Consider the following 13,667-nt stretch of genomic DNA (forward strand, 5'->3'; position numbering starts at 1 on the left):
AGCCCAACGGCAGCGGCAACAACTGGGGCGTGACCATCCAGAAGAACGGCAGCACCACCTGGCCCACGGTCACCTGCACCGCGAGCTGACACCCTGGTAGGTCCGGCGCGGCGGCCCATGACCGCCGCGCCACGGCCGTCTCCGTTCAGCCGGCCGGGCAGGCGACGTCCGTCCCGAGCGTCTTCCAGGTGGTGCCCACGGCCCGGACCTCGACGTGCCCCGGCACCGCGCCCACGGTCCCCCGCGGGAACGGTGGCGTACCGGACCGTCGGGCCGCCGAGGGAAGGGCCGAGCTCCTGCCGAGGACTCCTGAGACGGTGCAGGTGAGCTGTGCCATCGCCCGTGCGTCCAGGCGACCGACCCCGGCGGGGAAGCGGACGGTGACGACGTCCCCGTCCGTGCTGACGTCGACGCGGCCCGGCACCGCGGGCAAAGCCGTGGCCAGGGTCCTGGCCTCGGCCGGGGTCGGCCCGGCGAGGAGCAGCCGCACGGCTGCCGCGACCGGGCTCTCGTCGCCGGGGGTCCGGCGCGGTACGGGGCGCAGGCCCGAGTCGGCCAGGAAGTAGACCGTGGTCCGCGCCGGGACACCGGTGGCCGGCGGTCCGGCGCCGATGACGCCGGACGTGGGCACCCCGCAGCCCGCCACCGAGACAAGGGCGACGGCGACTCCGGCCCGGGCGGCCCTGAGGACGGCTGTCACGCTCCGTTTCCCCCTTCTCGCCGGTCGTGGGTGGTGCCGGCAGTGGAGCCGCGGCGCCGCGGCAGTTCGACGGTGAAGACGGCGCCGCCGCCGGGACGGTCGGCCGCCCGGATGCGCCCGCCGTGCAGGCGTATGTTCTCGGCGGTGATGGCCAGCCCCAGGCCGCTGCTCTCACTGCGGGTCCGGGCCGCGCTCGCCTTGTAGAAGCGCTCGAAGATGTGCGGCAGGGCGGCCTGCGGGACACCGGGGCCCCGGTCGGTCACCGTGATGACGACCCACTCGTCCTCCGGCAGCTGCGCGCTGCCGGCCGTCAGGCGCAGTGTCACCGGCGGTGCGCCGTGCCGCAGCGCGTTGCCGACCAGATTCGCCACCACCACGTCCAGCCGGCGCGGGTCGACCCGGGCGCGCAGCGGGCCGTCCGGCAGCTCCGTCGTCACCTGGTCCGGCCAGCCGCGTGAGGCGAGGGTGCGTCGTACCGACTCGGCCACGTCGATGTCGTCGAGGGCCAGTTCGGCGGCGCCGGCGTCGAACCGGGAGATCTCCATGAGGTCGTCGACCAGCCGGGCCAGCCGTGACGTCTCCTCGCTGACGAGCCGTACCGCCTCGCCGGTGACGTCGTCCAGACGGGACGACCGCTCGTCGAGCACGTCGGTGACCGCCGTCATCGCGGCCAGGGGGGTGCGCAGTTCGTGGGAGACGTCCGCGGCGAAGCGGCGGGCCTGCGCCTCCATGCGGCGCAGCTCCGCCACCGACTGCTCCAGCGCGGCGGCGGTGTCGTTGAACGTTCTGGACAGCCCGGCCAGTTCGTCGGAGCCGCTGACCGCCAGCCGGGTGTCAAGGTGTCCCGCGGCCATCCTCCGGGCGGCCCGCCCCAGAGCGCGCACGGGGCGCAGCACGCCGCGTGCGACCAGGAGCGCGAGGAGCACGGCGAGGCCCAGCGCCGGCAGCATGGCCCGCTCGATCGCGGTGACCAGGGCGTTGACATAGAGCTGCTCGCTCTTCTGGGGGACCACGAGGTACAGCACGAGTCCCGACGGCGTGGGGGCCGTGGCGGCAGAGGTGCCGTAGCAGACGGGCAGCCCGACGACGAGGTACGCCCGCCCGTCCCGGCGCACCCGCTGGAAGACGGCGGCCGGCCGGGTGCGCACGGACCGCTGGAGTTCGGGGGACACCGCGTCGAAGCTGTCCTGCGGCCCGTAGACGGCGCGCAGATCGCCGTAGGTGGCCAGGAAACGCCACTGCTGTGAGCGGTGGGTCCAGGCCAGCTCTCTCACCATGGAGTCCAGCTCCGACTGGCCGGGCCGGTCGGCGTACCCGGGCGCACGGGCGTCGACGCTGTCCCGGAACTCCCTGACCACCGCGTCCTGGCTCTGCTGGAGCACCCCGGTGCGCGCCTCGCGGAACGTCAGTGCGCCGGTGGTCAGGGCGCTGACCACGGCGACGACCGCGAACCCCACCACGAGGCGCAGCCGCAGGCCGCCGCGGAGGCCGGCACGTGCCTTTCCGGGGAACGTCACGACGACCGGAAGCAGTAGCCGAAGCCGCGCACGGTGTGGATGTAGCGTGGGGCGCCGCCCAGCTCGCCGAGCTTGCCGCGCAGCCGTTTGACGCAGGCGTCCACCAGGCGTATGTCCCCGTGGTAGCTGTGCTCCCAGACCGCTTCGAGCAGCTGCTGACGGCTCAGCACCTGACCCGGTGCCGCGGACAGCGCGAGCAGCAGCCGCAGTTCGGACGGGGCCAGGCCGACCGGTCGCCCCCGGTGCGTCACCAGCATTCCGGCCCGGTCGATGGTCAGGTCCCCGTGCGACTCGGTCCTGGGCCGCGCGACGCCGGAGGCCGGTGCGTCCAGCCTGCGCAGCAGCGCGCGCACCCGGGCCTCCAGAACGCGGGACTGGACCGGCTTGACCACGTAGTCGTCCGCCCCCGCCTCCAGGCCGACGATCATGTCGATGCTGTCCCCCTTGGCGGTCATCATGATGACGCCGACCTGCTCGCGCTCCCTGATCCGCCGGCAGACGTCGAGGCCGGGCATGCCGGGCAGCATGAGATCCAGTACGACCACGTCCGGGCGGAAGGAAACGAGGTGCTGCAGGCCCTCCTCGCCCGTCGAGGCGGCGACGACGTCGTGCCCGTGGTGACGCAGGGCGAGCTGAACACCCCGTCGCACCGCGGCGTCGTCTTCGATGAGCAGGATCCGGGGCATGTCGATCAGTATGTGCGGGCCATGGACGGCCGTGGCTGCCAGGTGCCCCCAGGCGGGAGAACTGTTACGAAAGGATCATATGAGGTGCCGTGCCCCACGACCGGAGCACCCCCGTTATGATCTCGTGATCTTTCGGTCCAGGAGCCATCACATGCGGTCCTCAGCCTGGGCGCCATGCCAGGAACCACCCTTCCTTCGTCCGGCGTTCCCGGATCGACCGGCGCGCGCGGCCGCCGCACCGCCCGCCGTGCCGCACGCCGCCGCGCCCACCGCCGTCGCCGTGGCTACGTCCTGTTCGCACTGGCCACGGCCTGCACGCTGGGCGTGGCGGCACTGAACGCGGGCGGGCGGGGCGGAGACGGCCCGCAGGCGGGGGCGGCCGCGACGAAGGGGCAGGAGCCCACGCCGTCCCCCCGGCGAACGGAGGGCCGCTCCACACCGACGCAGGAGGAGTCGGGAAGTCCGGAGACGGGGAACGTCTCGCCGAAGCCCTCGGGGACGCCGAAGGTCCTCCAGCACGGGAACGGGCAGTTCGAGACCGCCCAGGCGTCCGGAAAGGTGTACGGCAAGGGCACCCGGGTCCGGCGGTACATGGTCAAGGTCGAGCAGGGAACGGGCATCGCGGCCGACGAGGCGGCCCGGGAGATCGAGCGGATCCTCGCCGACGAACGAGGCTGGACCGCCGACGGGCGCGACGCGTTCCAGCTCGTCTCCCGGCAGCCGTACGACTTCTTGATCGACATCGTCAGCCCCGACACCACGGACCGGATCTGCGCCGAGGGCGGACTGGACACCCACGGCGAGGTCAATTGCGACGTCGGCCCCAAGGTGGTCGTCAACCTCAAACGCTGGCTCACGGGTTCACCCGAGTTCACGGGACCCGTCTCCGAGTACCGCGCGCTGATCATCAACCACGAGGTCGGACACCGCATAGGCCACGGCCACGAGACATGCCCCGGACCGGGCAGGCCCGCGCCGGCGATGATGCAGCAGATATACGGCCTCAAGGGCTGCAAGCCGAACGCCTGGCCCTACGACTCCGAAGGGCACTACCTCGGAGGACCGCAGGTGCCGTGAGTTGAGCCAGTCGTGCGGCGGGCTCAGCGCGCCGGTCCCGTCGGCCACTCCGCGCGGTGTCTTCAGCGAGGTCAGGAAGACGACGACGAGCGGGGCGGCACCATGAGCCGATAAACCGGTTTGTACGACGTGGTCCCTGTTCGACCGAGCGTGGAGGCGACGGTGCCGAGGGGCGGGAATGTCGTCGCGCACCGTGTCGCTGTTGGGCCGAACAGGTGACATGGCGTAAGAATTGGCTGATGCAAGCGGTCAGTGCGAGTCAGGTCAGGGGGAGCCGGTGAACAGTCACGACGTCACCGATGAACAGTGGGAGGGGCTCGCCCAGGTCGTCCCGTTGCGGGGCCGCGACGCCTGGCCCTCCGCGGTGAGCCACCGGGCGCTCCCGGAGGCGGAGACGGAGACGCGGCGCCGGTTCGTCGTGCTCAGGGTGAACGTGTTCGCGGACGCCCGTGATGTCGCCGAGACGCTGATGGCGGGCGTCCCGGTGCTCCTGGACCTCACCGGTGCCGAGACCGAGGTCGCCAAGCGGGTGCTGGACTTCAGCACCGGTGTCGTCTTCGGCCTGGCGAGCGGAATGCACCGGGTCGACCGGAACGTGTTCCTGCTGACGCCGGCCGGCACCGAGGTGAGCGGGCTGATGGAGGGGGCGGCGGCTCCCGGGGCGTGAGCGGGGGCGGCGGGCTGCCGGGGGCCGTCCCCCGATCGTAGGAAGGAAGGCCGGGCGGAACGGTTCGCCCGTGCGGCCGGGTCCTACCGTCCGGGCATGTCCGTGTTCTCGGCGTCCGCCATGTCCTTGTCCGAGCCGTCCTTGTCCGAGCCCCTGTCCGAGCGGTCCTCGCCTTCCCCTTCGCCCTCGCCCTCTCCCACGCCTTCCGCCGCGCCCCCGTCCGCGTCCCCGTCCCCGTCGCCCTCCCGTACGTCCCCGAGCCGGCCGGAGCGGCCGTGTGTCACCGAGCTGCGGCTGTCCGCCTTCGCCGCGCACCGCGGCGCCCGCTTCCCGCTCGGGCCGCTCACGCTTCTGGCCGGGCCCAGTGGCTGCGGCAAGACCAGTGCGCTCAGGGCGTACGAGGCGCTCGCCCGGCTCGGCGGTGGTGCGGCCCTCGACGAGGTGTTCCCCGATCCGGGCGCCTGCGTTCCCGAACGCGCGCGGCCGGACGCCCAGCACCGCCGCGGATTCCGGATCGGCTGTACGGCGGACGGTCCCCACGGGCCGGTGCGGCTGGACCTGGCCGTGCAGGCGGAGCCCGGACTGCGCGTCGTGGGGGAGAGGCTGACGGTCGGCGGGCGCGTCCTGCTGGAGACGGCGCTGCGCGATCCGAGGCGCCGGGCGGTCCAGGCCACCTGGTACACGGCAGGCTCGACGGTCGTGACCAGGGAGGCGCTGCCCGACGACCGGCTCGGCACCGCGCTGTTGCCGTTGCGGGTCGCCGGGAAGACCGACGGGCAGCGGCAGGTGCTCGCCGCCGCCGAGCAGATGGTGGTCGCCCTGAGGTCGGTGTTCGTGTGCGAGCCGCGGCCCGCACGGATGCGGGGCCCGGCACCGGTCGGTACGGGACGTCTGATGCGCGGCTGCGACAACCTGGCCGCCGTGCTGCGGCGCACCCGGACCGAGTGCGGGCGGCGGCACGGACTGCTGGTGGAGGCGGTGCGCGCCGGATGCGCGGGGCCGGTGGTCGATGTGCTCGCCGAGCCGGTGGGCGACGGACGGGTGCGGGCGGTGCTGGACCGGGGGGACGGGGTGCGCACCGGGTTCGAGCGGCTGGGCGACGGCGAACTGCGGTACGCGGCACTGGCGTTGGTGCTGCTGACCGGCCCGGGGGTGCTGGACGTCGACCCGGTGGGCGAGGTGCCGGCGGCCCTGCAGACGCTGACGGTGCTCTGCGACGACTTCGGCACGGGGCTGGACCCCCGGCAGCGTGACGAGTTGCTGCGGCTGGCGGCGCGGATGTGCGAACGCGGGCACATCCGCCTCACCGGCGCGGTGAGCGACGGGGCGTGGGCCGGTGAGGTGGGGGAGGCGGGGCAGGGGCGAGTGGTAGACCTGGTGCGGTGACCGATCATCATGAGGAGCGTGGGGAGTCCGCGGGCCCCCGGAACACCGGCCTGGCCGGACTGCAGCGCCGGCTCGCGGAGTTCGCCGCCGCGCGCGACTGGCAGCCGTACCACACCCCGAAGAACCTGGTCGCCGCGCTCAGCGTGGAGGCGTCCGAACTGGTCGAGATCTTCCAGTGGCTGACTCCGGAGGAGTCGACGCGGGTCATGGCCGACCCGGAGACCGCCCACCGCGTGCGCGACGAGGTGGCGGACGTCCTCGCGTATCTGCTGCAACTGTGCGAGGTGCTCGACGTGGATCCCCTGGCGGCGCTCTCGGCGAAGATCGACCGCAACGAGAGCAGATTCCCGGCCCCCGGCCGCACGACGAGGACGGCGGAGGGCCGGGCGGACTCGGGAGGATCGGGAGACCCGAGCACCTCGTAGGCCGCTGAGGCGCACCACGCCCGTCAGGTCGTCCGATCGCATCGCCCGCACTCGCGATCTCGGTGGAATGGAACCCTCCGATATCACTCTCCGAAGTTGTCGCTCGGTCGAAATCGATTCGTTGTCCAGAGATTTCCGTCTTCCTCTGGCTTTTCATCACGTTCGGAGTCACTCTGGGTAGTGAACAACGGAGTTCGGGCAGGCGTGCGAGAAGCGCGCACGTGGGGAGAGACGGGGGCAGCGCATGGATGCGGTGCGGCTCATCCTGGCGAGCAGACGTGCCCTGGCGGGGAGTGGCGAGGCCCCCGTCATGCTGACCGAGGTGTGGCAGGCGCAGGCCCTGGCACAGGCGATAGGCAGCCGCCTCGCGGTCTCCGGACCGCCCGAGCTGCGGGGCGAGGCACTGGGACTGACCGAGTTGGCGGGCCGGGGCTGCGGGGTGCTGGACGCCCCCGAACTCGATCCCGGGGACCTACGGGCGGCCCAGCTCACCGAACTCGCCGACGCGCACGAGGTGTTGGTGGGCCTGGGCGGCCTGCTCGGCGAGGTCGGCATCGCCCTGGTCGGCATCGCCAGTTCCGCCGCCGACGAACGCACCTACTGGCAGTGCATGGAGGCGATCGACGCGGCCGACGAGTCCAGAGACCGGGTCCGCGAGATGCTGCGGAAGCTGGCCGCCCGGGAGGCGGCGGCGCTGCCGGAGCGGGAAGCGGGCTGACGAGGTTCACCCGGCGGGGCGGGCCGGGTGGCGCGGTGGGCGTGTCCGCCGGCGTGCAGGATGGAAGCATGGATCTTCGCATCTTCACCGAGCCCCAGCAGGGGGCCACCTACGACACTCTGCTCGCCGTGGCCAAGGCCACCGAGGACCTCGGGTTCGACGCCTTCTTCCGGTCGGACCACTACCTGCACATGGGCGACGTGGACGGACTGCCCGGCCCCACCGACGCCTGGATCACCCTCGCCGGGCTCGCCCGCGAGACCAGGCGCATCCGGCTCGGCACCCTGATGACCGCCGCCACCTTCCGGCTGCCCGGTGTGCTCGCCGTCCAGGTCGCGCAGGTCGACCGGATGTCCGGCGGCCGGGTCGAACTGGGCCTGGGCGCCGGCTGGTTCGAGGCGGAGCACAGGGCGTACGGCATTCCGTTCCCGCAGGACAAGTTCGACCGTCTCGAGGAGCAGTTGGCGATCGTCACCGGCCTGTGGGCGACGGAGGCCGGCAAGACCTTCGACTTCCACGGAAGGCACTACGAGCTCGTCGACTCGCCCGCGCTGCCCAAGCCCGCCCAGGCGAAGATCCCGGTGCTCGTCGGCGGGCACGGCCCCACCCGCACCCCGCGGCTCGCCGCCCAGTACGCCGACGAGTTCAACATCCCGTTCGCCTCCGTCGAGGACAGCGAGCGGCAGTTCGGCCGGGTGCGGGCCGCCGCCGAGGCCGCCGGCCGCGGCGCCGACGACCTCATCTGCTCCAACGCGCTCGTCGTCTGCGTCGGCCGGGACGACGCGGAGGTCGCGCGCCGGGCCGCCGCGATCGGCCGCGAGGTGGACGAGCTGAAGGCCAACGGCCTGGCCGGCTCCCCGGCCGAGGTCGTCGACAAGATCGGCCGCTACGCCGGGATCGGTTCCCGGCGGATCTACCTCCAGATCCTCGACCTGACCGACCTGGACCACCTGGAGCTGATCTCCTCCCAGGTGCAGTCGCAGCTGTCGTAGCGCGACACCGGTGGCACGGCGCCGGTTGTACGGCACCGGTTGCCCCTCTCGGCCCGGAACAACTGTGTCCGGGCCGAGAGGCACGCCCCCTGCAGTGGCCGACCCCCCGACCTGTGACAGGCCTGTGACCGGAACTATGGCTTCCGCCACAGTGGGGGACACGGCGCCCTGATGAGGTGACCGGATGCGCAGATCAGCCACCCTCCTCCCGGTCCTCGCCGCGATCCTGCTCCTCCCGGCGTGCGGAGCGGAGCACGCAGGCACCCGGAGCGCCGGCTCGGGCGCAGCCGCTTCGCCGCAGCGCACCCAGGTCGACGATCCGGGAACCGACGGCGTCCGGATCACCGCGGTGACCATCCCGTCCGCGGCGCCCTCCCCCTCCCGAGACCACTCGGTCCAGGCCGACAGGCTGCCCGCGGACCCGGGCCTCTTCGCCGAGTACGAGGTGACCAACGACGGCACGGAGGCGCTGACGTACACCGTCCTCTTCGACTTCACGACCAGCACCGGCGAGGTCATGAGCAACAAGCGGGAGACGGTGCGCGACGTCGGCCCCGGCAGGACGGTGCGCGGCACGGTCCGCATGGGGGTTCTGCCGCCCGGCGCGTCCCCGGTGGCGCGGGTCGAGGTCGCCGAGGTCACCAAGGTTGCCGCGGACGAGGCGCCGCCCGCCGCGGGTGTCTGCCCGTCCTCCGGGATCCGAGTCACGGCCGACCGGGGCGACGCCGCCATGGGGTTGCGCGTGGTGGGCCTGCACCTGGAGAACTGCGGAACGCGCGACTACACCGTGGACGGCTACCCGCAGTTGGAGCTGCTGGACGAGAGCCGTGAGCCGATCGAGGGGGTCGGGATCCTGCGGGGCAGCGGCGGCATCACCGCCCTGCCCGAATGGGACGAGCAGCCGCGGCCCGTCACACTGAAGCCCGGCGAGAGAGCCGTCTCCGGACTGGTGTGGCGCAACACCACGGAATCCGGCACACCCGTCGAGGTGCCGTACGTCCGGGTCCGCGCGAAGGCCGGTGCCGACCCGGTGACCGTGACGCCCCACCTCGACCTCGGAACCACCGGCAAGCTCGGCGTCCGGCCGTGGCAGCGCGAGCAGCGGGAACAGAGCGGGCGGCCGGAGCAGCCGTAGCCCGGAGAAAACCCCGGGTGCCCGGGCGCCGTTGTCTGTACGTTGGTGAGGCGCACAAGCGTACGACCAGCGCTTTCGCTTCTTCCCGACCCTTCGAGGCAGTCCACCGTGTTCCTGACGATCACCACCACCGGTACCCCCGAACGCCCCGCCACCGACATGGGCTTCCTGCTCCACAAGCACCCCGGCAGGGCGCAGGCGTTCTCCACCTCCCACGGCACGGCGCACGTCTTCTACCCCGAGGCGGACGACCGGCGCTGCACGGCGGCGCTGCTGCTGGAGGTCGATCCGGTGGCCCTGGTCCGGCGCGGCAGGGGCAAGGGGCGCGGCGGAGCGCCCGACGCGGCGCTCGCCCAGTACGTCAACGACCGCCCGTACGCTGCCTCCTCGCTGCTCGCGGTGGCCCTGAGCGGCGTCTTCTCCAGCGCGATGCGGGGTGTGTGCAACGCCAGGCCGGAGCGCGCCGGTCAGCCGCTGCCGCTGTGCATCGAGGTGCCCGTGCTCCCCGCCCGCGGCGGAGCCGAAGGGGCGCGCCGGTGTCGAGAGGACGAGCGCGCGGAGGCCCGAAGGGCTGAGCACGGTCGGCCTCTCGACACCGGCTGTAGCGCCCCGGAGGCGGAGCCGATCAAGCACAGCGGAGTCGAACTGGTACGGCGCCTCTTCGAGCCGCTCGGCTGGGCCGTGACCGCCGAGCCCGTGGCGCTGGACGCCGAGTTCCCGGAGTGGGGCGACTCGCGGTACGTACGCCTCGTCCTGGAATCCGACACGCTGACCCTCGCCGAGGCCCTGCGCCACCTGTACGTCCTGCTCCCCGTCCTCGACGACGCCAAGCACTACTGGGTCTCCTCCGACGAGGTCGACAAGCTGCTGCGGGCCGGCGAGGGCTGGCTGCCCGAGCACCCGGAGCAGAAGCTGATCACCAGCCGCTACCTGTCCCGCCGCTGGTCGCTGACCCGGCAGGCGATGGAGCGGCTGGAGCTGGTGCGGCTCGCGGAGGCCGACGACAGCGAGGTCGAGGACATCGACAACGCCGTGGAGGCGGAGACCGAGACCGAGGAGAAGCCGACCCCGCTCGCCGTTCAGCGCCGGGAGGCGATCCTCGACGCCCTGCGCGAGTCCGGTGCCGCCCGTGTCCTCGACCTCGGCTGCGGACAGGGCCAGTTGGTGCAGGCGCTGCTGAAGGACCCTCGGTTCACCGAGATCGTGGGCCTCGACGTGTCGATGCGGGCGCTGACCATCGCCGGCCGGCGGCTGAAGCTGGACCGCATGGGCGAGCGGCAGGCCTCGCGCGTCAGGCTTCTCCAGGGGTCGCTTGCCTACACCGACAACCGTCTCAAGGGCTACGACGCCGCCGTGCTCAGCGAGGTGATCGAGCACCTCGACCTGCCGCGGCTGCCCGCCCTGGAGTACGCGGTGTTCGGCTCGGCCCGCCCGCGCACGGTCCTCGTGACCACCCCGAACGTCGAGTACAACGTCCGCTGGGAGTCCCTCCCGGCCGGACACGCCCGCCACGGCGACCACCGCTTCGAGTGGACCCGTGACGAGTTCCGCGCGTGGGCGACCGCCGTCGCCGAACGGCACGGCTACGACGTCGCCTTCCGGCCCGTCGGGCCCGAGGACCCCGAGGTGGGCCCGCCCACCCAGCTGGCCATGTTTGTAATGAACACAGCCGTGATCAACGCAGTGAAGGAGGCGAAGGCGTCATGACCGAGACACAGACCAGGGGACGGGTCCTTCCCGTCACCGACCTCTCCCTCGTCGTCCTCGTCGGCGCCTCCGGTTCGGGCAAGTCCACCTTCGCCCGCCGGCACTTCAAGTCCACCGAGGTCATCTCCTCGGACTTCTGCCGGGGCCTGGTCAGCGACGACGAGAACGACCAGGGCGCCACCCGGGACGCCTTCGACGTGCTCCACTACATCGCGGGCAAGCGCCTGGCCGCCGGCCGCCGCACCGTCGTCGACGCCACCAGCGTGCAGCAGGACGCCCGCCGGCAGCTGGTCGACCTGGCCAAGCAGTACGACGTGCTGCCCATCGCCATCGTCCTGGACGTGCCCGAGGAGGTGTGTGCCGAGCGCAACGCGGCCCGCACCGACCGCGCCGACATGCCCCGCCGGGTCATCCAGCGGCACATCCGCGAACTGCGCCGTTCGCTGCGGCACCTGGAGCGCGAGGGCTTCCGCAAGGTGCACGTCCTGCGGGGTGTGGAGGACGTGGAGAACGCCACCGTCGTCACCGAGAAGCGCTTCAACGACCTGACCCACCTCACCGGCCCCTTCGACATCGTCGGCGACATCCACGGGTGCGCGTCCGAACTGGAGGCGCTGCTCGCCGAGTTGGGCTACGTCGACGGTGTGCACGCCGAGGGCCGTACGGCCGTCTTCGTCGGCGACCTCGTCGACCGCGGCCCGGACAGCCCCGGCGTACTGCGCCGCGTGATGTCGATGGTGAAGTCGGGCAACGCCCTGTGCGTCCCCGGCAACCACGAGAACAAGTACGGCCGCCACCTCAAGGGCCGCAAGGTCCAGCACACGCACGGACTCGCCGAGACCATCGAGCAGATGGAGGGCGAGAGCGAGGAGTTCCGGCAGGAGGTACGGGAGTTCATCGAGGGACTGGTCAGCCACTACGTCCTGGACGGCGGCAGGCTGGTCGTCTGCCACGCCGGTCTGCCCGAGAAGTACCACGGACGCACCTCGGGCCGGGTGCGCTCGCACGCGCTGTACGGCGAGACCACCGGGGAGACCGACGAGTTCGGGCTGCCGGTGCGCTACCCGTGGGCGGAGGACTACCGGGGCCGGGCGGCCGTGGTCTACGGTCACACGCCCGTCCCCGAGGCCACCTGGCTCAACAACACCATCTGCCTGGACACCGGCGCCGTCTTCGGCGGCAGGCTCACCGCGCTGCGCTGGCCGGAGCGGGAACTGGTCGACGTACCGGCCGAGCGGGTCTGGTACGAGCCGGTCAAGCCGCTGCGCTCCGAGGCGCCCGGCGGGCACGACGGCCGGCCGCTCGACCTGAAGGACGTGCACGGCCGCCGGGTCGTCGAGACCCGCCACGCGGGCCGGGTCTCCGTCCGCGAGGAGAACGCGGCGGCGGCCCTGGAGGTCATGAGCCGCTTCGCGATCGACCCCCGGCTGCTGCCGTACCTGCCGCCCACCATGGCGCCGACGGCGACCTCGAAGGTGGACGCCCGCGGCGGAGCCGCTGATGAGCACTTCCTGGAGCACCCGGAGGAGGCGTTCGCGCAGTACCGCCAGGACGGGGTCGAGCGGGTGGTGTGCGAGGAGAAGCACATGGGCTCGCGGGCGGTGGCCCTGGTCTGCCGCGACGCGGAGTCGGCGCGCAAGCGGTTCGGCGTGGAGGGCCCCACCGGGGCGCTGTACACCCGTACCGGCCGCCCCTTCTTCGACGACCCTTCGGTCACCGAGCAGATCCTCGACCGCCTGCGCACGGCGGCGGGCGAGGCGGGTCTGTGGTCCGAGCTGGACACGGACTGGCTGCTGCTGGACGCCGAGCTGATGCCGTGGTCGCTGAAGGCGTCGGGGCTGCTGCGGACGCAGTACGCGGCGGTGGGCGCGGCCTCCGGTGCCGCGTTCCCCGGCGTATTGGCCGCGCTGGAGGGCGCCGGGGCCCGCGGCGTCGACGTCACCGGCCTGCTGGACCGCCAGCGCGAGCGCGCGAGCGCCGCCGCCGCCTTCACCGCCGCCTACCGCCGCTACTGCTGGACCACCGACGGGCTGGACGGCGTCCGCCTGGCGCCGTTCCAGATCCTGGCGGTCCAGGGCCGCAGCCTGGCCGCGCTGCCCCACGACCGGCAGCTCGCGCTGATCGACCGTCTCGTGGAGCACGACGGCTCCGGCCTGCTCCGGACCACCCGGCGCCTGTACGTCGACACCGGCGACGCGGAGTCGGTGCGGGCCGGCGTCGACTGGTGGCTGGAGATGACCGGCCGTGGCGGCGAGGGGATGGTCGTCAAGCCGCTGGGCGCCCTGGTGCGCACCCCGGAGGGGCGCCTGGTCCAGCCCGGCATCAAGTGCCGTGGGCGGGAGTACCTGCGGATCATCTACGGCCCCGAGTACACCCGCCCGGACCACCTGGACCGGCTGCGGCAGCGCTTCCTGAACCACAAGCGGTCGCTGGCGATCCGCGAGTACGCCCTCGGCCTGGAGGCCCTGGACCGGCTGGCCGACGGCGAGCCGCTGTGGCGGGTGCACGAGGCGGTGTTCGGGGTGCTGGCCCTGGAGTCGGAGCCGGTGGACCCCCGGCTGTGACCCGGTGGCCCCCGCCGTGGCCACCCGTGGCCCTCGCCCGAACCGAGGGCCACGACGGGGGCCACGACCGGGGTCATAACAACAAGGCGCAGA

The 13,667-nt window shown here is 72.8% G+C and carries 12 protein-coding genes; 9 read left to right on the plus strand and 3 right to left on the minus strand.

All coding sequences use genetic code 11. The annotated features are described in order from the left end of the window. Positions 1 to 145: 145 nt before the first annotated feature. From IE318_RS17990 to IE318_RS18000, 3 genes are read right to left on the minus strand one after another with little or no spacing between them, the layout of a single operon-like run. Positions 146 to 700 carry a GerMN domain-containing protein gene (locus IE318_RS17990; RefSeq protein WP_189901550.1) on the minus strand — a complete coding sequence of 185 codons (555 nt, stop codon included), beginning with the start codon at positions 698 to 700 and terminating at the stop codon, positions 146 to 148. Then, on the minus strand, positions 697 to 2,217 hold the full coding sequence (locus IE318_RS17995) for a sensor histidine kinase (RefSeq protein WP_229903575.1): 1,521 nt from the start codon (positions 2,215 to 2,217) through the stop codon (positions 697 to 699). Before IE318_RS17995 ends, IE318_RS17990 begins: the two co-directional genes overlap by 4 nt. After that, entirely contained in the window at positions 2,214 to 2,903 is a 690-nt protein-coding gene (locus tag IE318_RS18000) for a response regulator transcription factor (protein ID WP_189901552.1), read from the minus strand. The genes IE318_RS17995 and IE318_RS18000 overlap by 4 nt, the downstream gene beginning before the upstream one ends. A gap of 174 nt (positions 2,904 to 3,077) precedes the next feature. Here IE318_RS18000 and IE318_RS18005 point away from each other — a divergent pair, with 174 nt between their 5' ends. From IE318_RS18005 to IE318_RS18045, 9 genes are all read left to right on the plus strand, one after another. After that, a complete protein-coding gene (locus IE318_RS18005; protein WP_189901554.1) occupies positions 3,078 to 3,980 on the plus strand; it encodes a DUF3152 domain-containing protein in 903 nt (300 codons plus the stop codon). 277 nt (positions 3,981 to 4,257) lie between these two features. Further along, positions 4,258 to 4,647, plus strand: coding sequence for a cell division protein SepF (locus tag IE318_RS18010; protein ID WP_030177795.1), 390 nt, complete (start codon positions 4,258 to 4,260; stop codon positions 4,645 to 4,647). A gap of 96 nt (positions 4,648 to 4,743) precedes the next feature. Next, positions 4,744 to 6,033 carry an AAA family ATPase gene (locus tag IE318_RS18015; protein WP_189901556.1) on the plus strand — a complete coding sequence of 430 codons (1,290 nt, stop codon included), beginning with the start codon at positions 4,744 to 4,746 and terminating at the stop codon, positions 6,031 to 6,033. Between the two features lie 50 nt (positions 6,034 to 6,083). Then, positions 6,084 to 6,458, plus strand: a complete 375-nt coding sequence (locus tag IE318_RS18020) for a nucleotide pyrophosphohydrolase (protein WP_229903587.1) — start codon at positions 6,084 to 6,086, stop codon at positions 6,456 to 6,458. A 244-nt stretch (positions 6,459 to 6,702) separates the two neighbouring features. Next, the gene (locus IE318_RS18025) at positions 6,703 to 7,176 is read left to right on the plus strand and encodes a DUF6099 family protein (RefSeq protein ID WP_189901560.1); all 474 of its coding nucleotides are present in this window, start codon (positions 6,703 to 6,705) and stop codon (positions 7,174 to 7,176) included. Between the two features lie 68 nt (positions 7,177 to 7,244). Then, entirely contained in the window at positions 7,245 to 8,168 is a 924-nt protein-coding gene (locus tag IE318_RS18030) for an LLM class F420-dependent oxidoreductase (RefSeq protein WP_189901562.1), read from the plus strand. Positions 8,169 to 8,352: 184 nt separating this feature from the next. Further along, positions 8,353 to 9,303 (plus strand): DUF4232 domain-containing protein, encoded by a 951-nt coding sequence (locus IE318_RS18035; protein WP_189901564.1) that lies wholly within the window; start codon positions 8,353 to 8,355, stop codon positions 9,301 to 9,303. Between the two features lie 108 nt (positions 9,304 to 9,411). Continuing rightward, the gene (locus IE318_RS18040; RefSeq protein ID WP_189901566.1) at positions 9,412 to 11,010 is read left to right on the plus strand and encodes a 3' terminal RNA ribose 2'-O-methyltransferase Hen1; all 1,599 of its coding nucleotides are present in this window, start codon (positions 9,412 to 9,414) and stop codon (positions 11,008 to 11,010) included. Then, positions 11,007 to 13,574, plus strand: coding sequence for a polynucleotide kinase-phosphatase (locus IE318_RS18045; RefSeq protein WP_189901568.1), 2,568 nt, complete (start codon positions 11,007 to 11,009; stop codon positions 13,572 to 13,574). Before IE318_RS18040 ends, IE318_RS18045 begins: the two co-directional genes overlap by 4 nt. The last annotated feature ends 93 nt before the right edge of the window (positions 13,575 to 13,667 follow it).

This window comes from Streptomyces spiralis, from assembly GCF_014654675.1.
Taxonomy (GTDB): Bacteria; Actinomycetota; Actinomycetes; order Streptomycetales; family Streptomycetaceae; genus Streptomyces; species Streptomyces spiralis.